Origin of the sequence: Halalkalibacter urbisdiaboli, assembly GCF_002156385.1 — a bacterium.
GTDB classification, from domain to species: domain Bacteria; phylum Bacillota; class Bacilli; order Bacillales; family Bacillaceae_D; genus Halalkalibacter_A; species Halalkalibacter_A urbisdiaboli.
Genome location: NZ_MVJM01000001.1, coordinates 1,520,882 through 1,546,058 on the forward strand (window position 1 = coordinate 1,520,882; position 25,177 = coordinate 1,546,058).

19 protein-coding genes and 3 pseudogenes are annotated in these 25,177 nt (G+C 39.4%); 3 read left to right on the forward strand and 19 right to left on the reverse strand.

Annotation, left to right across the window (positions count from 1 at the left end):
• From B1R93_RS23365 to B1R93_RS23795, 8 genes and pseudogenes are all read right to left on the reverse strand, one after another.
• On the reverse strand, positions 1–647 hold a 647-nt coding region (locus B1R93_RS23365; RefSeq protein WP_245308237.1), incomplete at its 3' end, for a transposase.
• A 448-nt stretch (positions 648–1,095) separates the two neighbouring features.
• Positions 1,096–2,568 carry a protein adenylyltransferase SelO gene (locus B1R93_RS07640; RefSeq protein WP_088103292.1) on the reverse strand — a complete coding sequence of 491 codons (1,473 nt, stop codon included), beginning with the start codon at positions 2,566–2,568 and terminating at the stop codon, positions 1,096–1,098.
• 340 nt (positions 2,569–2,908) lie between these two features.
• A pseudogene (locus tag B1R93_RS07645) lies at positions 2,909–3,058 on the reverse strand (AraC family transcriptional regulator); the annotation flags it as partial.
• Between the two features lie 97 nt (positions 3,059–3,155).
• Positions 3,156–5,243, reverse strand: coding sequence for a beta-galactosidase (locus B1R93_RS07650; protein WP_088103293.1), 2,088 nt, complete (start codon positions 5,241–5,243; stop codon positions 3,156–3,158).
• Between the two features lie 39 nt (positions 5,244–5,282).
• Entirely contained in the window at positions 5,283–5,786 is a 504-nt protein-coding gene (locus tag B1R93_RS23780; protein ID WP_342587509.1) for a carbohydrate ABC transporter permease, read from the reverse strand.
• Positions 5,783–6,211 carry an ABC transporter permease family protein gene (locus tag B1R93_RS23785; RefSeq protein ID WP_342587510.1) on the reverse strand — a complete coding sequence of 143 codons (429 nt, stop codon included), beginning with the start codon at positions 6,209–6,211 and terminating at the stop codon, positions 5,783–5,785. Before B1R93_RS23785 ends, B1R93_RS23780 begins: the two co-directional genes overlap by 4 nt.
• A gap of 1 nt (position 6,212) precedes the next feature.
• Positions 6,213–6,569, reverse strand: a pseudogene (locus B1R93_RS23790) (carbohydrate ABC transporter permease); the annotation flags it as partial.
• Positions 6,570–6,584: 15 nt separating this feature from the next.
• Positions 6,585–7,064: a carbohydrate ABC transporter permease gene (locus B1R93_RS23795; RefSeq protein WP_342587511.1), complete on the reverse strand. Its 480-nt coding sequence runs from the start codon at positions 7,062–7,064 to the stop codon at positions 6,585–6,587.
• An 18-nt stretch (positions 7,065–7,082) separates the two neighbouring features.
• On the opposite strand from B1R93_RS23795, the gene B1R93_RS07665 reads away from it, so the two are divergent.
• From B1R93_RS07665 to B1R93_RS07675, 3 genes are all read left to right on the forward strand, one after another.
• A complete protein-coding gene (locus B1R93_RS07665; RefSeq protein ID WP_280949463.1) occupies positions 7,083–7,724 on the forward strand; it encodes a glycosyl hydrolase 53 family protein in 642 nt (213 codons plus the stop codon).
• A 492-nt stretch (positions 7,725–8,216) separates the two neighbouring features.
• Complete coding sequence (locus tag B1R93_RS07670) at positions 8,217–8,801, forward strand: TetR/AcrR family transcriptional regulator (protein ID WP_088103295.1); 585 nt, start codon at positions 8,217–8,219, stop codon at positions 8,799–8,801.
• Positions 8,802–8,862: 61 nt separating this feature from the next.
• Positions 8,863–9,417: a hypothetical protein gene (locus B1R93_RS07675; protein WP_088103296.1), complete on the forward strand. Its 555-nt coding sequence runs from the start codon at positions 8,863–8,865 to the stop codon at positions 9,415–9,417.
• A 613-nt stretch (positions 9,418–10,030) separates the two neighbouring features.
• On the opposite strand, the gene rlmD is transcribed toward B1R93_RS07675, so the two are convergent.
• From rlmD to B1R93_RS07730, 11 genes and pseudogenes are all read right to left on the reverse strand, one after another.
• A complete protein-coding gene (gene rlmD / locus B1R93_RS07685) occupies positions 10,031–11,404 on the reverse strand; it encodes a 23S rRNA (uracil(1939)-C(5))-methyltransferase RlmD (protein WP_088103298.1) in 1,374 nt (457 codons plus the stop codon).
• Positions 11,405–11,527: 123 nt separating this feature from the next.
• Positions 11,528–12,679: a hypothetical protein gene (locus B1R93_RS23800; protein WP_342587518.1), complete on the reverse strand. Its 1,152-nt coding sequence runs from the start codon at positions 12,677–12,679 to the stop codon at positions 11,528–11,530.
• A gap of 21 nt (positions 12,680–12,700) precedes the next feature.
• Positions 12,701–14,926 (reverse strand): annotated as a pseudogene (locus B1R93_RS07690) (rhamnogalacturonan lyase); the annotation flags it as partial.
• 327 nt (positions 14,927–15,253) lie between these two features.
• Entirely contained in the window at positions 15,254–16,150 is an 897-nt protein-coding gene (locus B1R93_RS07695) for a diacylglycerol kinase (RefSeq protein WP_088103299.1), read from the reverse strand.
• A 206-nt stretch (positions 16,151–16,356) separates the two neighbouring features.
• A complete protein-coding gene (gene gatB, locus B1R93_RS07700; RefSeq protein WP_088103300.1) occupies positions 16,357–17,787 on the reverse strand; it encodes an Asp-tRNA(Asn)/Glu-tRNA(Gln) amidotransferase subunit GatB in 1,431 nt (476 codons plus the stop codon).
• Between the two features lie 15 nt (positions 17,788–17,802).
• Positions 17,803–19,260: an Asp-tRNA(Asn)/Glu-tRNA(Gln) amidotransferase subunit GatA gene (gene gatA, locus B1R93_RS07705; protein ID WP_088103301.1), complete on the reverse strand. Its 1,458-nt coding sequence runs from the start codon at positions 19,258–19,260 to the stop codon at positions 17,803–17,805.
• 17 nt (positions 19,261–19,277) lie between these two features.
• On the reverse strand, positions 19,278–19,568 hold the full coding sequence (gene gatC, locus B1R93_RS07710) for an Asp-tRNA(Asn)/Glu-tRNA(Gln) amidotransferase subunit GatC (RefSeq protein ID WP_088103302.1): 291 nt from the start codon (positions 19,566–19,568) through the stop codon (positions 19,278–19,280).
• 169 nt (positions 19,569–19,737) lie between these two features.
• Entirely contained in the window at positions 19,738–21,264 is a 1,527-nt protein-coding gene (putP, locus tag B1R93_RS07715; RefSeq protein WP_088103303.1) for a sodium/proline symporter PutP, read from the reverse strand.
• A 262-nt stretch (positions 21,265–21,526) separates the two neighbouring features.
• Positions 21,527–22,489 carry an ABC transporter permease gene (locus B1R93_RS07720; RefSeq protein ID WP_088103304.1) on the reverse strand — a complete coding sequence of 321 codons (963 nt, stop codon included), beginning with the start codon at positions 22,487–22,489 and terminating at the stop codon, positions 21,527–21,529.
• A complete protein-coding gene (locus tag B1R93_RS07725) occupies positions 22,489–23,550 on the reverse strand; it encodes an ABC transporter permease (protein ID WP_088103305.1) in 1,062 nt (353 codons plus the stop codon). Before B1R93_RS07725 ends, B1R93_RS07720 begins: the two co-directional genes overlap by 1 nt.
• A complete protein-coding gene (locus B1R93_RS07730; protein WP_088103306.1) occupies positions 23,550–25,076 on the reverse strand; it encodes an ABC transporter ATP-binding protein in 1,527 nt (508 codons plus the stop codon). The genes B1R93_RS07725 and B1R93_RS07730 overlap by 1 nt, the downstream gene beginning before the upstream one ends.
• Positions 25,077–25,177 lie beyond the last annotated feature (101 nt).

The window sequence follows — 25,177 nt, forward strand, 5'->3', positions numbered from 1 at the left end:
ACATAGTAGCCACTCTCAGGATCCGTTGTACTCTCCTTGACCTCCCTCGTCGTATCCTTCTTCGAGGGAGGTAAGGGCTTTTTTCCGTTTGCCTCTCTATCGACGTTAATCTCTTCCTCTAATTGTTTCTGATACGCTCGTGCTTCTGAACGGACGACTTTCTTTCCAAACTTCCGCTTATTTGCATTGGCCTTGACGTGCGTTGAATCAATGAAGGCAATCTCTGGATTAACGAATCCCTTGTCCATTGCATTCCGAAGAATGCGGTAAAAGATCTGTTCAAACACATCACTTTCCCGGAATCTGCGAGCATAATTCTTTCCGAACGTAGAAAAGTGAGGGATTTTATCCTCGAATCCAAATCCTAAAAACCATCGATAAGCCACATTAGTTTCAATCTCTTTGATGGTCTGACGCATCGACCGAATGCCAAAGATATATTGAATAAAGACCATTTTCACTAAAACAACTGGATCGATACTAGGACGTCCTTTGTCGGAAGAATAAAGATCTTTCACCAAATCATAGATGAAATCAAATTCCATAGAGTGATCCAATTTACGAACAAGATGGTCTTCTGGAACTAGCTTTTCAATCCAAACCATCTCCATTTGCATCCGCTTATCTTCCAACTTTTTTGACATCATTCCCCATTCACCCCAGTCTTGTTTTCATTCATATTATAGAAAAAAATCTGTAAACTGTCTCCTATTTGCTTCGTATGAAGGATGGTTGAAGAGTAAGGGGATTCTCATGTCTCCTCTAAAAAAGCGGACGGGATGGGAGGGCCGACTCCTGCAGGAGGAAGGGCAGGTGGAAATCCACCGGCGGAGCCGGTTAGTTCCACGCCCGCCTGCGGAAAGCGTGCCCCCCATCCCGGGAGCGGATTCGAAGCGACTAGTCATGGCAACCCCCTCTCTAATCACAAAAAAGCCTGTCGACGCGAGACTTTGTCGACAGGCTGAAGCCCACTACTTCTAAAAAAGTGGGCTTAATTTTATTTAAAATGATTTTATCAATACAGATACGCAAATCTTTTCCATCAAAACGCCTTCTACTTAAAAGTACTTTCATTCTAAATTAGCCCTAGATACATTAAGTACCACAAAAAGTACGGTAAGGACGGTCTGATGGTTCAGAAACTGTCGTGTACTCAGTCTGTTCAGGTGAGTGCGCAAAAGGATTTGAAAGTACTTCAAGTAGTCTCTCCATCACGCTGAAATCTCCTTGTTCTGCAGCTTCTAGCGCCTCTTCTACCCGGTGGTTACGAGGAATTACCGCAGGATTAGAGTTTTTCATAAGTTCAAGCGAGGATACTTTTGATTCTTGCTGCCTATCTAATCTTGCCTTCCAACGTTCAGTCCATTGTACAAATTCTTCGGTTCCATGTAAGTCTGTATCCTCTAGTTTTTCAAAGGTTAATGCGCGGAACGTATTAGTAAAGTCCGCACGATACTTATGCATCATATTTAGGAGGTCTTCAATAAGGGATTCATCCTGTTGTTCTTCGTTTATAATTCCTAACTTAGCTCTCATTCCCTCAAGCCAATGATGGCGATACAAATCAGGAAACTCTAAAATTGTATCTTGAGCGAGTTTAACTGCCTCCTCTTGATCATCGTGCAGAAGCTGCAATAGTGCTTCAGCAAATCGCGCAAGGTTCCATCCAGCCATCTTCGGTTGATTACTATAAGCATAACGACCTTGCCTGTCAATCGAACTGAAAACCGTTGCAGGATCATACGTATCCATAAAAGCGCAAGGGCCATAGTCAATTGTTTCTCCACTGATCGTCATGTTATCAGTATTCATTACCCCATGTATAAAGCCAACTAGCTGCCATTTGGCAATTAACTTCGCCAGACGTTTTATTACTTCTCTCAGTAGCGAAAGATAGCGATTTTCAGTAGCATCAATATTTGGATAATGCCGTTTAATCGTATAATCAGCTAATGCTCGGAGTTCCTCAACTGTTCCCCATTTTGCAGCGTATTCAAAGGTGCCAACGCGTAGATGACTTGCAGCTATACGGGTTAGAATTGCACCAGGTAGATCCGTTTCGCGGATAACGGTTTCACCGGTTGATACCACAGCTAGACTACGGGTAGTTGGGATACCGAGTGCATGCATAGCCTCGCTGATGATGTATTCACGTAGCATCGGTCCGAGTGCAGCTCGACCATCCCCCCCGCGGGAATATGGCGTTCTACCTGAACCTTTAAGCTGAATATCAAAGCGCTCGCCTTGAGGAGTTATTTGCTCACCAAGCAAGATGGCGCGACCGTCCCCTAACATCGTAAAATGTCCGAATTGATGGCCCGCGTATGCTTGAGCGAGAGGTGAAGAGCCTTCTGGAATTTGGTTGCCTGCAAATACCTCCACGCCCTCTTCGCTTTTTAATGCCTCGTTTTTCAATCCTAGGGATGCAGCTAACGAATCATTAAAAATAACCAATTTCGGTGCGCGTACAGGAGTGGGATTGTGGCTTGTAAAGAATGATTTTGGCAGACGAGCATAACTATTGTCTAAGTTCCATCCTGCTTCGATTATTGTTTTACTCTTTGTCATCATATCTCCTTTTTTTCCTTTGTCTTTTTGAAGTGCAACTATTTCTTTTACTTAAATCAATCTTTTATATTTTTTACCTACTTATCATAACAATACAGGGACTTCATTGGATGTTTCCTCCAATTTTATGCCATCCAACATCCTGTTTCAATTATTTCCCAAACATTTCACTTGGTCTAAGTGGTAATTCTAAATAATGGTGCCGTATTGTGTGTCTTTTTTTTAAAAGTGTACCAATTGACTAAACAATAGCCATTTGTATTAATTTTTATTATTAATCACGATAGATAATTTATAATTAACATATTTGTTGATTTTGTTAAATCGAAAAGGTCTCGACACCTTCGAGCGTTTGCAGCCAATGATAATATGGATAACCCTCTGGCCTAGCAAAATCCTCTTCCTGTGGATTATAACCTATACTTTCAATAAATAAAGGTAAGGTTTTCTCAATAGAAGAAAAGGTATAGCGTATTTTTACATTATCCATTTTTTTCTCCCAACTTTACACGAGTTTCCAATGTCATGTTCATTATAGTAAAAGCCTGTGAAGGTATGCATCCCCTCACAAGTTTTCGCTATACTTATTAACATTTTTTCAATACAACGACACCATAAGGCTTAAGTACGACTGTTGACTTTATTTCTCTTTGGCTCACCATATCTACATACACGTGATCTTTTGTTAATTTGACCGTTTGTTCGTGATCATTAAAGTTCATAACAAAAGTGTATTCATGATGTTCATTCGCTCTTCTTTGTACACTAACACCTTTGGGGATTTCCTCTGAAAATACCGATTTAATATCTAATCGTTCCGCCATCTCCCCATAAAAATCATCATGAAATTGGGCGTCATTTCGCGATGCAATATAATAGGCCTCGCCTTTGCCATAACGGTTTACCGTTAAAGCAGGCATACCTTGGTAATAATCATGTTGGAATTCCGCCAACACGTTTGCTCCTTTAGGATGCACCACTTCACAATAATCTCTAGCCTTATATGTTTGAGAGAGATTTAAACTAGATTCTTCTTTAAACTTCACTTCATTGAACTCTTTATCGTAAAGTGTATCAATTTCCTCTGCCCAAATTCCTAAAACATTTTTTAATGGCCCCGGAAATCCTCCTAAGAAACACAAGTCATGTTCATCAACAATGCCACTCCAATAGGTTGATACAAACGTTCCCCCATTTGAGACAAACGTTTCGATTCGTTCTGCCACTCCAGGGCGAACCATATAAAGCATTGGCGCAATAACTAATTTGTATTTTGACAAATCTTTATCCATTGAGATTACATCTACAGGGATTCCCTTTTTCCAAAATGCCTGGTACTGTGCTTGGCATGTATTAATATATTCTTTGTTTTCAATTTTCAATCCCTGCGCATCATCAATCGCCCACTGATTTTCCCAATCATAAATGATCGCTACCTCTGCCTCTACTGAAGCACCAACAACCTCTTGGAGATTCTCTAATACCTCACCAAGCTCAGCAACCTCACGGAACACCCGATTATGTTCATGCCCAACATGATCAACGACAGCCCCATGGAATTTCTCCGATGCTCCTCGACCTTTTCTCCATTGGAAATATAAAATTGAATCGGCACCGTGAGCAATAGATTGCATTGAAGATAATAGATGCATACCTGGTCGTTTTGTTTTGTTTACTTTATGCCAGTTCACAAGACTCGGGGTACATTCCAATATTAAGAAAGGTTGGCCATCTTTTAAGGAACGATACATATCATGAACAAAGCCAACATCCGCCGCAAGCTCTGACGTTTCTTGATAATCTCCATGCCACGCTGGATAACTATCCCATGTGACAACATCTACTTCTTTTGCAAACTTATCATAGTTCAAACCTAGAAATGGCCCCATCTCTGGATAACTTCCCATAAAATTAGTTGTAACCGGAATCGTAGGCGTGATTTCTCTTAAAGGTACGATTTCATTTTTATAAAAATCAATCGTTTGCTCTGTCACAAACCGTTTCCAATCTAAGTTATGGCCATGAACCTGGTTCTCGCCATGCGGTGCTGGAGATTCAATTTGCTCCCAATTACTAAATGTATGACTCCAAAATCCAGTCCACCAGGCATGGTTTAGTTCATCTAAATTATTGTGATACTTCTCTTTTAACCATTCTCTAAATGCAGCCTGACAAAGGTCACAATGACATTCCCCGCTATACTCATTCGATACATGCCACATAATGAGCGCTGGATGGTCTTTATAGCGTTCTGCTAATATTCTATTAAACTGTTGCGTCTTTTCGCGATAGACAGGTGAAGTGAAACAATGATTATGTCTTAAGCCATGCAAATTTCTTTGTCTGTTTTTTTCAACACGAAGTACTTCAGGGTATTTTTGTGAAAGCCAAGCTGGCCTCGCCCCACTCGGTGTTGCTAAAATTACATGAGATCCTTGTTCAGCTAAGCCATTTATAATTTTATCTAACCATTCAAATGTATAGGTCCCTTCTTCCGGCTCAATTGCACTCCATCCAAAAATATTAATAGAAAACGTATTGCACTTAGCGAGCTTCATTAAACGATAGTCTTCCTCGATGATGTCAGGATAACCAACCCATTGATCCGGGTTATAATCACCACCATGCATAAAGCCTTTTACTTTTGGATGAATGGTTGAGTATTTTTTTTTCATATTAAATAAGTCTCCTTTATACGAATTTCTTGCAATCTTCTACTCTTTTACAGCACTTCCAAGCATGCCGGAAATAAATTGTTTCTGTAACATTAAGAAGAAGATAATAATTGGAATTGTAGCAATGGTAATACCGACCATAATCTGTCCATAATCAATCATTGAAATCCCAATCAAACTTGATAAAGCTACCGGAATTGTATACATTTCCTTTGATGTTGTTGCTACTAATGGCCACATAAAATTATTCCACTGCATCATAAACAAATAGATGGATGTTGCTGCTAAAGCTGGGTTCATAGAAGGTAACACAACTGACCAAAATATTTTCAGCTCTCCTGCACCATCAATTCGAGATGCCTCGATTAAAGAACTCGGAAAGGATAAAAAGTTCTGTCTCATAAGAAAGATAGCAAATGGAAAGAACAACTGAGGTGCGATAAGCGCAAAATACGTGTTTAGTAAATTAAAATTTACCATCATACGAAACAGCGGAATTAATGTAGCTTGATAAGGAATCATCATCGATAGCATAAAAATCATAAAGATCGTATTAGTCCCTTAAACTGAAACTTTGATAATGCGTATGCGGCTAAAGTACAAACAGCCAATGACAGCACAACAAACGTTAACGAAACAAACAAAGAGTTAAATAATACACGATAAATCCCGATAGCATTATTTAAATTTGTAAAGTTTATTAAGAATTGATCTCCAAATGTTAGTGTTGGCGGGTTTGTAAATATTTTACTTGTATGATTTGTTGAACCTACAAACATCCAATAAAATGGGAAGATAGAGATAAACAAAAATACACACAATAAAACGTACATAACTATTTTATTCACCAATTGACTATTCTTTTCCTTTTTCTTTACCTTATCATTACCCACGATTTCTAAAGTCTCCTTCCTGGCCTCTTCTGGATTCATTTCTTCGTGTTGTTGTTTCTCTTTTTTGAGCGCCATTTTAGTCATCTCCCGTCACTTTTATCTGAATAAACGCAAGCACTGCTACGATAAGTACAATGACATAAGCCATGGCTGATGCATATCCAAACTCAAAATAGTTAAAACCGACACAGTAAATATATAACCCTAACGTTAAGGTAGAATCAGCAGGGCCACCTCTTGTCAAATTGTACGGCTCGTCAAATAGTTGTAATGTTGAAATCGTTGATATAATCGCCGTAAATAAAATGACTGGTTTCAACTGTGGAACCGTAACACTAAAAAACTTCCTTATCTTACCGGCCCCGTCCATTGAAGCTGCTTCATATAGTTCATTAGGGATATTTTGCATAGCCGCTAAATAAATGACCATATTGTATCCAGTCCATCTTCACGTCATCGCCATAATAATAGAAACCTTCGCCCAAAATGGATGAGCCAACCACGGGATATTATTAATTCCTAAGTACCCTAAAAATTGGTTAACTAGACCTGAATCTTGTAACATAATCGAAAATAAAATCGCATATGCAACAAGTGAGGTAACAGCTGGCATAAAGAACCCTACGCGAAAGAAACCTCTAAATCTTAGTAACTTACTATTTAATGCATTCGCTAGGATTAATGCCAAGCCCAACATGATTGGGATTTGAATGATAAAAAAGATAAATGTATTTTTTAAAGCTTCATAAAAAACCATATCTTTAAATAAACGAATGTAATTTGAAAATCCAGCAAATATATACTCCCCGCCCTCAAGCTTCTGGAAACTGAGAATCAAAGAAGCTACAATTGGATAGGCAGTAAAGCAAAGAAATAGAATAAGTGCTGGAGCTAAAAATAGAAAAGGAGCATACCTGTTGTACGACATATCATTTTACCTTATAATTTGAATGATATGGCTTCCCGTTATAACAAGGAAGTTATGGTTGTCGAAGTAGGCGGTCACGAAAATAGCCCTACCGATACCTATTGGACAATACACGAGACGATCAATGCTGTGAAAGAGATTCCGAACGGAAAAGGAATTGGAGTATTCTATTGGGAGCCTCTAGGTCACTCGAGCGTTCTTCCTGATGGCTATCCAGTAGGAGCAGCTAAAGCAGTATCTGAAAATGTCTTACAATTAACGACAGCGATGGATGCTTTCAGTGGCGCCTCAGGGTCAACACAAAGTTCAGGAGTTAATATTGCCACAAATCCTGGTTTTGAAGTTGATGGTTCTACACAGAACCCATCGGGGTGGACCACTTGGTCAAATGGACATGACAACGCTAATTATACGGAAGCTAGTGGATATACGGGAAGCTTCAAATTATCTCATTGGAAGAACACTTCCTATCAGCTTAGTACGTACCAGATAAAAACAGGGATTTCGAATGGTACGTATACAATGAAAGCATGGGTTAAGAGTAGTGGTGGATTTAACACAAGCCAAATGTATGTTAAAAACTTTGGAGGAACGGAAAAAAATGTTGCTATTCCCGCAACAAGTGCTTGGACGCAAATGCAAATAACTGGATTAATATAGACCACGTAGAGTTTTATAAAAATTAATTTACCGGAAAACGCTTCGCTTATTACAAAGAGGCCACTGAAAAGGTGGTTTATCATATACAAAGGGTGGAGACACAACTTGCTAATGTTTAGAGAGTTAAGGTTAATGTTGGAAATTTTCAGAAACTGAATTTTTCCACAAATCTCCACCTTCAAAATTCTAATCTTTATGTGTAATTGTTATATACCGCGTAAAAGTTAAACCCCCCATAACAAAAAATCCCCCAAACTCTGAGTATCAGGGAACATAAAACACACTTCAATTTCCAACTAAAAACCGATAAACCTATTAATACTAAGCTATTTCAACTCTATCAACGCAACGCACTCAACATGGGATTGGATGGAATGGTGATAATATTTCACAAAAAAATGGAGAGTATATTTCCACATCAAATCATTATATTGACTGACCGTTCGGTTAGTATTTTAATAAAAATTAAAATCATAAAAGAGGAGGGTTAACTTGACTCAGGATTTAAGAATTACTAAGGGCAACGAAACTAAAGATCGCATTCTAGCTGCCTCTATGAAAATCATTTCTGAAGAAGGAATCGAGGGATTAAGCGCAAAAAAAATAGCTAATCTTTCAGGAATTAGTAAGAGTAATATATTTCACCATTTTGGATCTGTAGATGAAGTTTTAAATGTGATTTTCGAGAACATCCTTGCTTATTTAGTGACACCAGTTAGATCCCACCAGGGCCCAGACTTAGAAACATTTCTTTTTTTTCTTGGGGAGAGTATCTACTCATTAAGTGAAGAAGAAAAGTTATCACTTTCTGTTTTACTTAATTTCTATAATACTTGCTTATACAATGAAAAATATAGAGCCTACTTATTAAAGACCAAAGATGAGATGATTAATGCTATTGCTACACAATTATCGCGCTATAGTTCCCAAAGAAAAGAGCGACTTTTAAAAATTTCAGAAATGATCATCATGACATTAGATGGTTATGGTCTACATTTTTTATTAGAATCTGATAGTGTTACACTTAAAGAAATTTGGACTTTACAAGTAGAAACATGGCAGTCTTTATTAAAATAAGTTGCTGCCATGTTTCTACATTTTAAAATTGACTGTCCGGACGGTCAGATAGAGGTGTTCTATGATTAAAATTCCAAAGTTTTTCCATGAAATTCTAGGTGAGTCTCAGGAGAAATCATCCTTAGTTGTTATTGGTTTTTTTGTACTGATTTCTGGGTTTCTAATAGGTATTCTAGGCTATGATGAATGGAAGGAATTATCCTTAGTAAAACAAGTAGTAACATGGTTTTTATTCTTAGATATCTCAGGAGGTGTTGTAGCTAACTTAACCAAGGGCACTGATATTTTTTATAATCGGTATCCAAGCAAAAGGTGGATATTTATAGCTATCCACATTCAACCCATTATCCTTTCATGGTCAATGGGAATTTCTATTCATTATGGGATTATGATTTGCGCCTACACATTAATTGGTGCAGCACTATTAAATTTGAGTAGAAACCACTCCATTCATAACCTCTTAGCCGGTAGCTTAACAGGTGTAGGTTTGCTAATAGCGGCTTATTTGGGTCAAACTGCTCCCTTCTTTGCTTCCACTTTAATCATTTTTTATATTTTCAAGGTGTTGTTTAGCTTTTCTGTTTTCCACCATAGGGGTGAACAAAATAAGCATTAATGAAACTCATATATCCTTGCTATCTCGAGCATTTGAGAAAGACCCCATGTTTGTTTATTTCTTTTCAAACAAAAAAAGACCAATCAAAAAATTTAGATTTATCCTTAAGCGGAATCGCTTATTAGATGGTCTGATCCTTACCTACCATACTAAAGAGCCTAGTTACGAATGTTTTGGATATGAGCTGAAGGATACTAAAATGTTCGATGGACTAAGGATATATTGTATGACTTGGCCTGCAGAATAAAATAATGAATCACAATTTATATTTTCAACAGAAGTTTAGCCTCCTTATTTACTTAGGAGGCTAAGCATTATTTAAGTATGATAAAAAGTAACACACAATAGTAACCATAGGGACGGGAGTATGTGTGATAACTGTGTTTTCAAGCAACAATATGCATGAAAAGACTATAGAATTAAATAACAACACAACAGTAAATAATCATCGTTCTATTTCTCAACTTCAACATTCCATACTTTTCCATACATTTTCTCTATTCTGCGAAACTTTTTCCCACTTCTAAAGCCAAATCCCCCTAAACTCTCGTCTAGAGGAACTTATATACATTATCAATTTTTATTTAAAACTCTATAAACCACTGATATCAACCTATTTCTTCTCTATCAACACAACACACTCCACATGCGTCGTCCACGGAAACATATCGACTGGCTGTACTTCCTGTGTTTGATATCCCCCGTCTTCTAGCACACGCAAATCACGAGCGAGTGTTGCCGGATTACAGGAGACATACACGACTCGCTTTGGCTGCATTTTCAAAATCGTTTCTAGGAGCTTTTCATCACAGCCTTTCCTGGGAGGGTCAACGACGATTACGTCAGGTCTTACTCCTTGTGCGTACCACCATGGCATGACATTCTCTGCTTCTCCGACTGCGAACGTGACATTTTCAAAGCCATTTAGCTTTGCGTTGCGTTTTGCATCTGAGATTGCTTCGGGTACGATTTCCACCCCGTATACTTGCTTTGCTTGCTGAGCAAGGAATAATGAAATCGTTCCGATGCCACAGTACGCGTCAATGACCGTTTCCCCACCAGTTAGCTTAGCATAGTCTAACGCTTTGTCATAAAGGACCTTCGTTTGTTCTGGATTAACTTGATAGAAAGAGCGTGCTGAAATCGCAAACTTAATGTCTCCTATCGTATCGTATATGTATTCATCTCCCCATAGAACCATCGTCTTCTCACCGAAAATTACATTTGTCCGTTTTGGATTAATATTTTGGACAATCGACTTTATATTCGGTATCTCTTTAATAATCTCTTCAATGATGTTTTTCTTATTAGGAAGTTCCTGTCCCTTTGTTATAAGGACAACCATAATATCTCCCGTATGCTTTCCATAACGGGCGACTACATGTCTTAGCGTTCCACGATGCTTTTCTTCATCATAGCCACGGATTCCGTATTTTCGGGCAATGTTTTTGACAGTTGTGACAACATGGTCATTTTTTTCATGCTGGATTAGACATTCATCCATATCGATGATTCTATGACTTCTTTCTTGATAAAATCCTGCGACTAATCCACCTTCTATTTCTCCGACCGGAACCTGGGCTTTATTACGATAACGCCACGGTTCTTCCATCCCAATTGTCGAATGAACTGTTACATTTGGTAGCTGTCCAATTCTCTCTAACACATCTTTTACTTGCTTTTGCTTAAAGCGTAGCTGTCCCCCGTAGCTTAAATGTTGGAGCTGACAGCCGCCACATTGATTATAAATCGGGCAGGGCGCTTCAATACGGTCTGGGCTTTCTGCTAACGTTTCAAGTACTCGTGCAAATCCGTAGCCTTTTTTCACTTTTACGACCTTAGCCTTTATCTTTTCACCCGGTAATGCTTTCGGAATAAAAAGCGCATAGCCATTTACTTTCGCAACACCTGCTCCATCATGGGTAAGATCTTCTATCGTTACATCAATGACTTCATTTTTCGTAACTGGGCCTTCATATTTACTCATCACATTCGTCCTTTTCGTCTAATCTTGGTTGTTATTGTATCATAAGCTGAATGCCAATCCTATTTTCAGTATAGTAAAAAAACCTCCCCGCCAAATGGCGAGAAGGTTCCTTTTTAAGAGCGATTATTTAGCTTTGTCTTTATCTTTATCTTTGTCTTTGTCTTTGTCCTTATCTTTGTCTTTTCCCTTTGACTCTGGAACAAAATAAATTTCAAGACCGTTAATGCGTCCGTTGCCGCCAATTTGAATGTTCATTTGGCCATCTGAAACAAAGACTGTTTGTTCTAGCTCTGCATATTGGCCCGACCCGGAAGAAATTTGACCTAAATCTTCGCCTTCAATGATAAACGTAGAGTTATTAGAAGCGATATCATCGCCAGCAATAATGTTCACTACATACTCTCCGTTTCGAAGATCTACTGTAAATTCATAATTACCGTCTATTACAAAGTCTCTTCTAACATCATCTGGATTACCACGATCACGAGTTGCAACTTCTTTACTTAGTCCGTAGCCTCTTTCACTATCATAGAGAAGGGTATTAGAAACTTGCTTCCAGCCATATGCTACTGGACTTGTTGCCGAACCGAAATCAAATTTTACATTAAAGTCTTCTACAGCAACAATTTCAATTCCATTAATTCTTGCCCATTGACCGGCAAAGTTTATATTTAATTGTCCATCTTCTACGAGCACGGTATCATTATATTCAATAAATTCCCCCGCTACTGTTTTTGTTCCACCTTGTGTGTCGCCACCTTCAAGTGTGTATGTTGTGGTATTACTATCCCATTCAGAACCTGTTGTGATTTTCACATCATACTCGCCATTTGGCAGATCGAGCATAAATTCTTTTTCATAGGCTAAAATGAAGTCTCTTCTTAAATCGTCAGGACTATCTTGATCCCTTGAGCCATCTGTTCCTTTGTCAGAAAACCCGTAGCCTCTTTCTTCATCGTAAATCATCGTATCAGAAACCTGTAAATAGCCGTTTGCTACCGGACTGTTATCTGAACCGAAATCAAATCTCCAACCTGGGCCAAGATCAATGATTGCTTCTAGCCCATCTAGAGCTGTTTGTAGCTTTTCTAATGCAGCATAGAGCTCATAATCAAATTTAATCGTCTCTAAGGCAGCCTCTGCTTCTACAATCGCGTCTTGTAACGCTTGGTACGTTTCTTCTGTGTAGGATTGTTGTACATTTGAGATCCCTTTCGCTGTTGCAATTAATTCCTCAAGCTCCGTTATATCAATTGCTGGTCCTTCTTCTTCCACATATGGAAGTTCACCAGTGTTCGGAACCGTTACCTTATCCCAATCAATATCGGTTGCAAAATAGAAACTAGGGTAAGAAGGTTGATTATAACCTACGTTCTGCCATGCAATCCCTGTTCGATACTGAATATCATGCATAAGTGTAAACAACTTCCGATCCGTTACTTCCGTGCTTAAGTAGATACGAATAGCCGAGCTATCTTCTGTTCTTACTAATAATTCCTCTCTCCAATCACCGAATATATCAGCTACTAATGAAGGATTCCCTTTCGTACCATTATTTGTTCTCGTCCCTTCAGCTGTTAGCATTCTACCAAATTCCCAATCATCAATAGTCGGTGTTGCCCCACCTGAACCATTGACAATTTGAGTAGCCATATCAGCTGACCATTTAATATTCATATTCGTTCCAGGTCTACTCGTACCTAAAACTGTCCCATCAGCTGTACGTAAATCAACAGCCCATGTTTCAAGACCTCTTTGTCCACGCTTCACATCACCGATCATTCCTCGACCAGTATCGGCACCTGTATGTTCGCCGTAAATAACTTCCCCTGTTGCTGCATCACGTAAGGCGAAACCATACGGAGCCCAAGGTCCAGCTTCAAACACAGAGTAAATCTCTAAACCAGGTCTATCTGGATCGATATCTGCTACATGAAGAGCATCACCATGACCGAATACCGCCATATCTCCAGCAGCCGGACTTTGTGGTGGAAGTTCTTCCATTGAGCTATATAACAACGTTCCATCATCGTCTAACGTTGCTCCACCATGGATAATCTCATGCTTACCGTCACCATCTACATCAGCGACACTAATAGCGTGATTACCTTGAGACGCTAATCTTGCTAACTCTTCATTGGCTCCTGCACCACCATGAGGATAACTATTAAATGGATTATCCATCGGCACATGACCACTATCAGCAGTCCATACTTCCGTTAAGTTCTCACCATCCCAATTCCAAGAAACAAATACAGCTCTTGTATAATAGCCACGATTTACGAAGAAGGAAGGAGTCTTCCCATCAAGATATGCTACCCCCATATTTAAGCGGTCAACACGGTTACCTGGTTCGATCCTTGAGTAAGCATAATCACCCCAAATCAAGCCATCGTCTTCGCGACCAGGTTTATAATGGATTGTTTCCATCTCAGCACCCGTTTCACCGTTAAAAACCGTTAAATATTCAGGTCCTGTTAATATAAATCCTTCGAACTCCCTTAAATTATTTCGTGCACTTCTACTAGGAGCATACTCATCAATGAAGTAATCAGCTAACGTTTCAGCATCTTCTCTTGAAAGAGGATAATCGAATGTTGCATCCATTCCAATTCCTTCTTCAATCGTTGGCCAGTTGCCCGCTATGACTTCTTCATGATTATGCCAATCCATAAACATACCAACGAGATGTTCATAGTAATCATCAGCACTCATACGATAATCATCTTCATTGCTATATCCAGCCGCTAAATCTTCTTCAGGCATCGTAATATATTCTTCTGATTCTACGTTCCCGTTTTCATCATAGTACACCACTTTTGAACCAGGAGCCGTTTTCATAATCATTTCAGATTTTCCATCACCATCAAAATCGTATACCATAAATTGTGTATAATGCGCACCAGCGCGAATATTAACACCTAGATCGATTCTGTATAACAGCTTACCATCGAATGTATACGTATCAATATAGACATTTCCAGTATAGCCAACTTGAGAGACGTCCTTTGAATTAGATGGGTCCCACTTTACAATATACTCATATTGGCCATCTCCATTTACATCACCAACACTCATATCATTCGCAGAGTAAGTATAGGACTCGCCAGCAGGTGTTACGCCATCCTCTGGTTTTTGTAAAGGTAGATCATAATACTGATTTTCCCACGGCGTAATCGTTTCACTTCGGTCCCCTGTTTCTTCCCCATCCACGACAGCGCTTACATAGTATTCCGAGGTTTCTGTCCCCTCTTTATCTAAAAAGTTTGTACTTGTTTCAACCGTTGCAATTTGTTCTCCATCTCGGTAAACATTGAAGTTTGTTCCTCTTAAACCGTAATCAGAATAAGCCGTTACTTCATTTGACAAGAGTCTCCAGCTAAGAAAAATCCCTTCAGAGGTTGTTGTAGCAACTAACCCTCTATCAAGATCCTCCAGTTGAATCTGGTCCACTTCTTCTGCCTTTACTCCAGTTAACCCAACATTAGAAAACATGGAAAATATCAGCGTAAAGATCATCATCAGTGATAATTTCTTAGACACAATACCCCTCCTCATAATTTTGAAAGTCACTTTCAGCTTGACTCATCTTACCTATGCATCACCCCCATAAAGTAAAACGCTTACAAAATAAGTCAGATGATCTGATGAGTAACTGTAAATATTGAGATTTTATGTTAATCATCCACCTGTATGTTAATTATAAGTACAAATTTTGTTTTATATAAATATTAAAATTGTTAAAAACATTCAAATAAACAATAAAATGGACTAATTTCGGACTAGGCACTTAGATTTATTTTTCATCAACAAAAAACACCCCTTCACTCGGAAGAAGTGTTTCTTCATTTACTTTAATTTATTTTTAGGACAAAGCATCTGAAAATGCTGATAGCGATTCACAAATTCAGCAGGTAATAACCCACCAAATTCGCCGTCTAAATTCAATTGCATATCACCATGAACTTGAACTTTAATTCGATTAGCTTGTACATACATAACTTTAGGGTGATTAATATGCTCACCGCGTAAAGCAAGGCTCCCTAAGTGAACAAATTCCGGAAACGAAATCTTTTTGACGATGATAAAGTCAAACATTCCATCCTGCAATGAGGCATTAGGTGCTAAGCGCTCGAATCCCCCAACTGAATTTGTATTTGCAACGAGAAACATCATAATTTCTCCTTCAAATAATTTCCCATCGTATTCAATCGTAACATTTTTAGGGGCGATATGTGGAAGCTTTTCTATGCCTTTTATATAATAAGCTAATTGCCCAACTAACGTTTTTAGCTTACTTGGAACCTCGTATGTAAGCTCAGTTAATGAACCACCTGCCGCAATATTAATAAAATAACGGTCATCAACCTGACCTATATCGATTGATTCTAAATGTCCATCACAAAGGACATTACAAGCTTTCTCGATGTCACGCGGGATTCCTAAAGCACGAGCGAAGTCATTAGTCGTTCCAGCCGGGATTAAGCCAAGCTTTGGCCGATTTTCAAGTGGAGCTAGTCCGTTTACAACCTCAAAAATAGTACCATCCCCACCAGCTGCAATCACTAAATCATAGCCATTTTCAGCCGCTTTTGCTGCTGCTCTTTTTGCACAACCTTCACCTGTCGTCGCATGAGTTGAGGTCTCGTAGCCAGCCTGCTCTAATCTCTCTAATACGTAGGCTAAATTTCTGCGTATTTGTTCCCTACCTGACGTTGGATTGTAAATAAGACGTGCCTTTTTCATTTGATCCCCTACTTTAATCAAATTCTTCTTGTTTCTCTGTATTGTATCTTAAAACGAATCAAAACAACAATTATTCTACAATCAGTATACGCCAAAGAAAGTTATCTATAGTTTTTGTTCTGTTCCAATTGGTTAAAAAAATGCTAAAAAATAAAGGAGTGTCCAAAAAAGTCGACTTCCTTTTTGGACACATCCTTATTTTTCAATTAACGCTTTTTAATCTCGTCAAGTAAAATCTCATTTACCATTTTCGGATTCGCTTTTCCTTTTGATGCCTTCATAATTTGACCGACTAAGAATCCAATTGCACGATCTTTTCCATTCTTAAAGTCTTCAATCGATTGAGCGTTGTTATCAAGTACTTCTGTAACCATTTTACGAAGCTCGCCCTCGTCGGAAATTTGGACAAGACCTTTTGCCTTGACGATTTCTTCAGGGTCTCCGCCTTTTTCGATAAGCTCTTTAAATACCTGCTTGGCAATTTTCGAGGAAATCGTTCCTTTTTGAATCAACTCAATCATTTTAGCTAACCCTTCTGGAGTTAAAGCAACATCCTCTAATTCCTTTTGCTCTGCATTTAAATAAGCAGAAACCTCGCCCATTAGCCAGTTAGAGGAAAGCTTTGCATCAGCTCCCTGATTCACTGTCGCTTCAAAGAAATCAGACATTTCCTTCGTTAATGTTAATACCATCGCATCATATGCTGGTAAGCCTAAATCTTCAATATAACGCTTCTTACGTGCGTCAGGAAGCTCAGGAATTTCCGAACGAATACGTGCCTTCCATTCATCATCAATATGAAGAGCAAGGAGATCTGGTTCTGGGAAGTAGCGATAATCATCCGAGCCTTCTTTTACACGCATAAGGAGTGTTTTACCTGTCGCTTCATCAAAGCGGCGTGTTTCCTGCTCAATTACACCACCTGAAAGAAGGACTTGCTCTTGACGCTTTTCCTCATATTCAAGCCCTTTACGAACAAAGTTAAACGAGTTTAAGTTTTTAAGCTCCGTTTTTGTTCCGAATTCCTCTTGTCCAACTGGACGAAGGGAGATATTTGCATCACAACGTAGGGAACCTTCCTCCATCTTACAATCTGAAACACCTGTATATTGAATTATTGCTTTTAATTTTTCCAAATAAGCATAGGCTTCTTCCGGAGTACGAATATCTGGCTCTGAAACAATTTCAATTAGTGGTGTTCCTTGACGGTTGTAATCAACAAGTGAATAACCGTTTCCAGAGTGCGTAAGTTTCCCCGCATCTTCCTCTAAGTGAAGGCGTGTAATCCCGATTCGTTTCTTTTCTCCGTCTACTTCAATCTCAATCCAGCCATGCTCCCCGATTGGCTTATCAAATTGAGAGATTTGGTATGCCTTCGGATTATCAGGATAGAAGTAATTCTTCCGGTCAAATTTCGTATCTGTTGCAACTTCACAATTTAAAGCCATCGCAGCTTTCATCGCAAATTCAACAGCAGATTTATTCAATACTGGCAATACTCCAGGATAACCAAGGTCAATTACACTCGTATTGCTATTAGGCTCAGACCCAAAATGATTCGGGCTCGCTGAGAAAATTTTCGAGTCTGTTTTTAGTTCAACGTGGACCTCAAGTCCAATCACCGTTTCAAAATTCATCGTTATTTCACCCCTTTACAATGTCGGTTTTTGCTTATGATAGTCTGTTGCTTGCTCAAATGCATGGGCAACGCGGTAAACCGTGCTTTCATCAAAATGCTTTCCGATAATTTGTAGCCCTAATGGTAGTCCGTCTTGGAAGCCACATGGAACCGAAATCCCTGGTACCCCTGCAAGGTTAACTGGAATCGTTAAAATATCATTTGCATACATTGTTAATGGATCTTCAACTTGTTCACCAATTTTAAACGCTGGTGTAGGTGATGTTGGTCCAATAATCACATCGTATTTTTCAAACACCTTTTCAAAGTCTTGCTTAATTAACGTACGTACTTGCTGTGCTTTTTTGTAATAAGCATCGTAATAACCGGAACTTAATGCAAACGTACCTAGCATAATACGACGCTTTACTTCGTTTCCGAAGCCTTCTGAACGTGTTTGCTTGTACATTTCAAGTAAATTGTCCGCATTATCTGTACGATAGCCGTAGCGGACTCCATCAAAACGAGCTAAATTTGCAGATGCTTCTGAAGATGAAAGCAAGTAATATGTAGCTAATGCGTATTTAGAATGTGGTAGAGATACCTCTTCCCATGTAGCTCCTAGTCCTTCTAAAACTTTAAGAGCATCTAGAACGGATTGTTTAACTTCCTCCTGTACTCCTTCTGCTAAGTACTCCTTAGGAACCGCAATCTTTAAGTCTTTCACATCGCCAGTTAAAGAAGATAAAAAGTCTGGTACTTCAACATTAGCTGATGTTGAATCCATCGGATCAAGACCAGAAATGGTTTGTAGTAAATAAGCATTATCCTCAACGTTGCGTGTAATCGGACCAATTTGATCAAGAGAAGATGCAAATGCAACAAGACCAAAACGCGAAACACGACCATATGTAGGCTTCAAACCAACAACACCACAGTACGCAGCTGGCTGACGAATTGAACCGCCTGTATCTGAACCTAACGAAAACGGAACTTGTCCTGCAGCTACAGCCGCTGCCGAACCACCACTTGAGCCACCCGGTACGTGGTTAAGATTCCAAGGGTTTTTCGTATCTTGGTACGCAGAGTTTTCCGTTGATGAACCCATTGCGAATTCATCCATATTTAACTTCCCGATTGTCACTGCTTGAGCTGATTGAAGCTTTTGAACAACGGTTGCGTCATAGATTGGGTCAAAGTTTTCAAGAATGCGACTTGAACATGTTGTACGTAAGTTTTTCGTGACAATGTTATCTTTCACCCCAATTGGCATGCCAAATAACAAACCACGTTGCTCATCCGTTCCAAGGGCTTCATCTAGCTCTTTGGCATAAGCGCGTGCTTTTTCCTCATCTAATGCTAAGAAAGCTTTAACCTTGTCGTCTACTTCTGCAATCCGTTTATAGGATTCATCGACCAGCTCAGAAACTTTCACTTCTTTGTTGTGGAGCATTGAATGGAGCTCCGACATTTTATGGTCAAATAATGACATGAAGCTTGTCCTCCCTACTATTCCATAATTGATGGCACACGTATTTGTCCATCTTCATGATCTGGTGCATTTTTTAATACATCTTCAATTGGTAATCCTTTATCTGCTTTATCTTCACGCAGTACGTTCTTCATATCAAGAACGTGAGAGGTTGGCTCAACACCCTCTGTATCAAGTTCATTTAACTGCTCTGCAAATGAGATAATGGCATCAAGCTGTTTTGTAAAAAGTTCAACTTCTTCTTCTGTTACAGCAAGCCTTGCAAGGTTTGCAACGTGCTTTACTTCTTCCTTCGAGATTCGTGACATCTCAAGCTCACCTCCATAAAAATTCGTACGTGTTGACAATATTTTTAATGATACCAAATTCCGCCTCTGTAGGCAACAAAGCCCCATTATCAGATAAAGAGGAGTATCAAAAAATTTGATCATTTTGATACTCCTCATCCTTTATGCTCACTTCGGCCAACAAGGTACTTTATTCAACTTCACTTTTTGCTCTTTCAAATTCCTCTTGGATTTCCTTAGAAGGCTCTTCATCAATAACACTAAAAATAATACTTGCAAGTCCCGCTAGGATAAATCCTGGAATAATTTCATAAAGCCCTAGAATGACCATTTGATCAATAGCTTCCTTAGATACACCGAATAAACTTAAAATGTTATCTAGCTCTGCCCATATAATAACGGTCGCTCCACCAACAATCATACCAGCTAATGCCCCATTACGTGTCATTCGTTTCCAAAACAAGGCAAGCAATAAAACAGGACCAAAGGCTGCTCCAAATCCTGCCCACGCATACCCTACTAAGTCAAGGACCGAACTCTCTGGATGATAGGCGAGTAAGATGGCAATAAGCGCAATAACAACAACACCAATCCGTCCTACCCAAACAAGCTCCTTCTCTGAGGCATTTTTTCGTAGATAGCCTTTGTACACATCCTCCGCTAGAGCACTCGATGAAACGAGTAGCTGGGAATCGATTGTACTCATAATCGCTGATAAAATTGCTGCTAATAAAAATCCTGCAACCCACGGATTAAATAAAACTTGAGTAAACATGATAAACACAGTTTCATGTGCCCCTTCTGCTAAAGGTGCAGCATTCGGACCAGCTGTAGAAAAGTAAGCGATTCCGACAAACCCTGTGTAGATTGCTCCAAAAAGGGATAGGATCATCCATGTCATTCCAACCGCACGTGCTTTAGGGATTTCTTTTAACGATTTAACCGCCATAAACCGCGTAATAATATGTGGCTGGCCAAAATAACCAAGTCCCCAAGCTAATAAAGAAACAACACCAATAAACGTAGCTCCTTGAAATGCATCAAGATAAGCTGGATCCACAGCGCCAACCGCATCAACCGTTTCACTCCAGCCACCAAGACTAGAAATGGCAACAGCAGGAACTATGATTAACGCTAAAAACATTAAAATCCCTTGAAAGAAGTCCGTCCAGCTTACAGCTAAAAAACCACCGAGAAACGTATAGGAAATAATAACGAGTGCCCCGATCCATAACGCTTGAGTATAGGTCATTCCAAAGGACGCCTCAAAAAGCAATGCCCCAGCTACTAACCCTGAAGACGTATAAAAAGCAAAAAAAATTAAAATAACAAGAGCTGAAATCATTCGTAGCAGCTTAGAGCGGTCATGGAATCGATTTTCAAGAAATTCCGGTAAGGTAATAGAGTCTTTAGCAATGAACGTATACGTTCTTAGTCTTGAAGCTAAAAACTGCCAATTTAAGTAGGCCCCAATTGCTAAGCCCACAGCTATCCAAATCTCACCCATTCCCCCTACATACATCGCACCTGGTAAACCTAATAAGAGCCAACTACTCATATCAGAAGCACCGGCACTCAGGGCAGCTACACTCCCATTAAGACGACGACCACCTAATACATAGTCCTTTAAATTACTTGTGAGACGGTATGCCAATAAACCAATGAAAAGCATCCCGATTAAATATACGACAAATGTAATAATTGTAGAGAATTCCAATTAATCTCTCCTCCTTACTAAAGATATGATAGATAACACGATTAATACTGGCATCGGAATATAAAGTAACAGCCATGTTGCAGTTGTTAAAGAATAATCCATTTCAAACCTCCTCTCTTGCTTCTTAGACAACACTTATGTTCATTCCCCGTACTTTATCACTATAAACTGATGTGAGGATTATCGTTTATTACTATACCATAAGAAACAGCCACTAAAAAAATGTCCTAAAAGGTGTTATGACCTTTTAGGACAAAGCTTTTTACCTTGAACCTTTAACATAAGGCTCCCCAATTGCTTTAGGCGCATCAGCACGACCAACAAAGCCCGCTAATGCTAAAATCGTTAAAACATAAGGTGCAATTAACAAAAAGACGGACGGTACATTTGCAAACAATGGAATTTGTTGGCCTGTAATACTTAGCGCTTGAGCCAATCCAAAAAACAGCGCGGCCCCCATCGCTCCAAGCGGATGCCATTTACCAAAGATTAAGGCAGCTAGTGCCATAAATCCTTGGCCTAAAATGGTCGTCCCTGAAAAATTTCCAGAAAAGGTAACCGCAAATACGGCTCCACCTAGCCCCGCAAAAGCACCACTTAGCATCACACCGATGTAGCGCATTTTAATCACATTAATCCCCATCGTATCAGCTGCCATTGGATGCTCACCAACAGAGCGCAGACGAAGACCAAACGGTGTATAATATACAACGAAATAAGTAATGAATGCGAGTCCAATCGCCAAAAACGAGGTTGCGTACATTTTTGAAAATAAAATCGGACCGATAATTGGAATGTCACTTAATACAGGGATATCAAACCAGATAATTCTGTTTCTAATCGAATCAGTTTGCCCTTTATTATAAAGGAGTCTTACGAGAAAGACACATAGGCCAACAGCTAAAAAATTTAACGCAACACCACTTACAATTTGATCAGCACGAAAGCTAATAGAAGCGACAGCATGAAATAGTGAAAATACTGCACCTACTAGAACAGCAATTAGTAGCGCTATCCATGTCGAGGCTTCCCCTAAGCCGGCACCTTCTAGGGTTAAAGTCATAACAATACCAGTAAATGCACCGATGACCATTAATCCTTCTAAGCCAATATTAACGACTCCTGAACGTTCACTAAATAAACCGCCGAGGGCTGTCAAAATGAGTGGAGCTGCAAAATAGATCGCTGCTGGAATGACTAGTGCAAGTATTTGTACAATATCCATCAAATTTCCTCCTTATTAATGCGGTTGATAACCCAGCGAATAATATAGCTTGATGCAACAAAGAAGATAATTAAGGCAATGACAATATCAATTAATTCAGTCGGAACCCCTGCTTTTGATTGCATGTTAAGCGAGCCGATTTTCAAACCACCAAATAAGAAAGAAGCGAGGAAAACACCAATCGCTGTGTTTGAACCTAATAACGCTACCGCAATTCCATCAAAGCCAACACCGGAAAAACCAGCAAGAATACTCATATAGCCATACGTTCCAAGCCCTTCCATCGCTCCAGCTACACCTGCAAAACTACCGGAAATTAACATCGAGTACACAATGTTACGATTTACATTCATTCCAGCGTAGTGCGACGCATGCTCATTAAAGCCAACTGCTCGTAACTCATACCCTTTTGTCGTTCTCCATAAGACAAACCACATAATGAAACAAGCCAAAACGGACACGATAAACCCGTAATGTAAACGGGAGTAATCCGTCATTGCTTGCAAAACTGGAGAAGCTAATGAAGCCGTTTCTGATATCGATTCTGTACGCTCTCCAGGAACGAGTAAGAATGCTCGAATAATTGAATTAGCTGTAAATAGGGCAATATAATTCATCATAATTGTAACGATAACTTCATGAACCTTAAACTTGGCCTTTAAAAATCCCGGTATAAATCCCCAAAGGGCACCTGCCAACGCTCCCGCTATGATCGCTAACGGTAAATGAATAACCGCAGGCAAGTCGAGCGCAATTCCAACATAGACCGCTGCGAGCCATCCAACGATGAGCTGACCCTCTACACCAATATTTAATAACCCTGTTCTATACGCAAAGGCAACAGCTAACCCAGCTAATATTAGCGGCGTCATTGCTCGAATCGTTTCCCCGATATAATATGATTCACTAAAAATCCCACGAATTAATGCTGTGTATCCCTTTATCGGATCATAGCCACTAATCAGCATAATAATCGCTCCTATAATTACGCCTAAAAGAACGGCAATAAGAGGAACAGCTATTGACATAATTCTCTGTTTAAAAACCGATGCTTCTTTCATTATGCTTCACCTTCTCTCTCTCGATGACCACCTGCCATTAGAAGCCCTAGTTCACGTTCATTCGTTTCATCTGCATTAACGATGGCAACAATTTCTCCTTCATAAATTACGGCGATCCGGTCACTTACATTCAAAATTTCATCTAACTCTAATGACATAAGCAGAACGGCTCTGCCTTTATCTCTTTCCGTAATTAAACGCCTATGGATTGATTCGATCGCTCCGACATCCAACCCACGTGTTGGCTGAGCTGCAATTAAAAATGCTGGAGAGCGATCGACCTCACGCGCAATAATGGCTTTTTGTTGATTCCCACCTGATAATGCTCGTGCTTGCGTATATTCCGAAGGTGTCCGAACGTCATAATCCTGAATTAATGTGCGAGCCTTCTCATATATTTCAGGATATTGTAATACTGAGTGCTTTGAAAAAGGCTGTTGGTAATAGGTTTGAAGGACAATATTTTCACCTATTGCAAAGTCGAGAACTAAACCATGCTTGTGGCGATCCTCTGGAATATGGCCAATACCCGATTCTGTCACTTTACGTGGAGGTAAATTTGTTATCTCGCTATCGTTTAATAATATCTTGCCATGATCAACTTTTCGTAAACCTGTAATAGCTTCAATTAATTCCGTTTGTCCATTTCCTTCTACACCAGCTAAACCAAGAATTTCTCCCGATTTAATCTCTAGATTAAGCCCTTTAAGAGCTAGAACTCCGCGGCTATTCTTTACCGTTAAATCGCTTACAGACAGGACTGAATGTTTAGGCTGTGCTGGTGTTTTCTCTACCTTAAAGTTTACTTCTCGTCCTACCATCATTTCAGCTAGCTCATGATGATTCGTCTCTTGAATGGTAACCGTACCGATTCCCTTTCCACGTCGGATTACTGTACAACGATCGCAAACAGACATAATCTCTTTTAGCTTATGGGTTATTAATATAATTGATTTTCCTTCAGCAACTAATGTTTTCATGATTTGAATGAGTTCTTGAATTTCTTGAGGGGTTAATACAGCAGTTGGCTCATCAAAAATCAAAATATCAGCGCCACGATAAAGCGTCTTTAAAATTTCAACACGCTGCTGCATTCCAACCGAAATGTTCTCAATTTTTGCATATGGCTCAACGGCTAAACCGTATCTCTTTGAAATACGTTCAACTTCTTTTGCAGCCTCTTGTTTATTCATGATCCCTGCTCGTGTAGGTTCACTCCCTAGAATAATATTTTCAGTAACTGTAAACTTATCAACGAGCATAAAGTGCTGATGCACCATCCCGATGCCTAAACGATTTGCAACATTTGGGTCTGTAATTTTCACTTTGTTTCCTCGAACAATAATTTCTCCTGCTTCCGGCTGGTAGAGGCCAAATAAGACATTCATTAAGGTTGATTTTCCCGCCCCATTCTCTCCAAGTAATGCGTGGATCTCACCTTCCTTCAGCTGTAGGGTAATGTTATCATTCGCGACTATTCCTGGGAACTCTTTCCGAATGTTCTTCATTTCAATAACATAACTCATGTTCTCACTCCTTAGCGGGCATCCATTAAAGAAACCATGGTGAATGTGACCCAAAACAACCATTCACCATAGTTCCGAGATTTAAGATAATAAGGGTTGTC

Coding starts and splice junctions, on each gene's coding strand:
- B1R93_RS07640 (WP_088103292.1), bottom strand. CDS start 2,568: ATGACAAAGAGTAAAACAATAATCGAAGCAGGATGGAACTTAGACAAT.
- B1R93_RS07650 (WP_088103293.1), bottom strand. CDS start 5,243: ATGAAAAAAAAATACTCAACCATTCATCCAAAAGTAAAAGGCTTTATG.
- B1R93_RS23780 (WP_342587509.1), bottom strand. CDS start 5,786: ATGATTTTTATGCTATCGATGATGATTCCTTATCAAGCTACATTAATT.
- B1R93_RS23785 (WP_342587510.1), bottom strand. CDS start 6,211: ATGGCGCTCAAAAAAGAGAAACAACAACACGAAGAAATGAATCCAGAA.
- B1R93_RS23795 (WP_342587511.1), bottom strand. CDS start 7,064: ATGTCGTACAACAGGTATGCTCCTTTTCTATTTTTAGCTCCAGCACTT.
- B1R93_RS07675 (WP_088103296.1), top strand. CDS start 8,863: ATGATTAAAATTCCAAAGTTTTTCCATGAAATTCTAGGTGAGTCTCAG.
- rlmD (WP_088103298.1), bottom strand. CDS start 11,404: ATGAGTAAATATGAAGGCCCAGTTACGAAAAATGAAGTCATTGATGTA.
- B1R93_RS07695 (WP_088103299.1), bottom strand. CDS start 16,150: ATGAAAAAGGCACGTCTTATTTACAATCCAACGTCAGGTAGGGAACAA.
- gatB (WP_088103300.1), bottom strand. CDS start 17,787: ATGAATTTTGAAACGGTGATTGGACTTGAGGTCCACGTTGAACTAAAA.
- gatA (WP_088103301.1), bottom strand. CDS start 19,260: ATGTCATTATTTGACCATAAAATGTCGGAGCTCCATTCAATGCTCCAC.
- gatC (WP_088103302.1), bottom strand. CDS start 19,568: ATGTCACGAATCTCGAAGGAAGAAGTAAAGCACGTTGCAAACCTTGCA.
- B1R93_RS07720 (WP_088103304.1), bottom strand. CDS start 22,489: ATGGATATTGTACAAATACTTGCACTAGTCATTCCAGCAGCGATCTAT.
- B1R93_RS07725 (WP_088103305.1), bottom strand. CDS start 23,550: ATGAAAGAAGCATCGGTTTTTAAACAGAGAATTATGTCAATAGCTGTT.
- B1R93_RS07730 (WP_088103306.1), bottom strand. CDS start 25,076: ATGAGTTATGTTATTGAAATGAAGAACATTCGGAAAGAGTTCCCAGGA.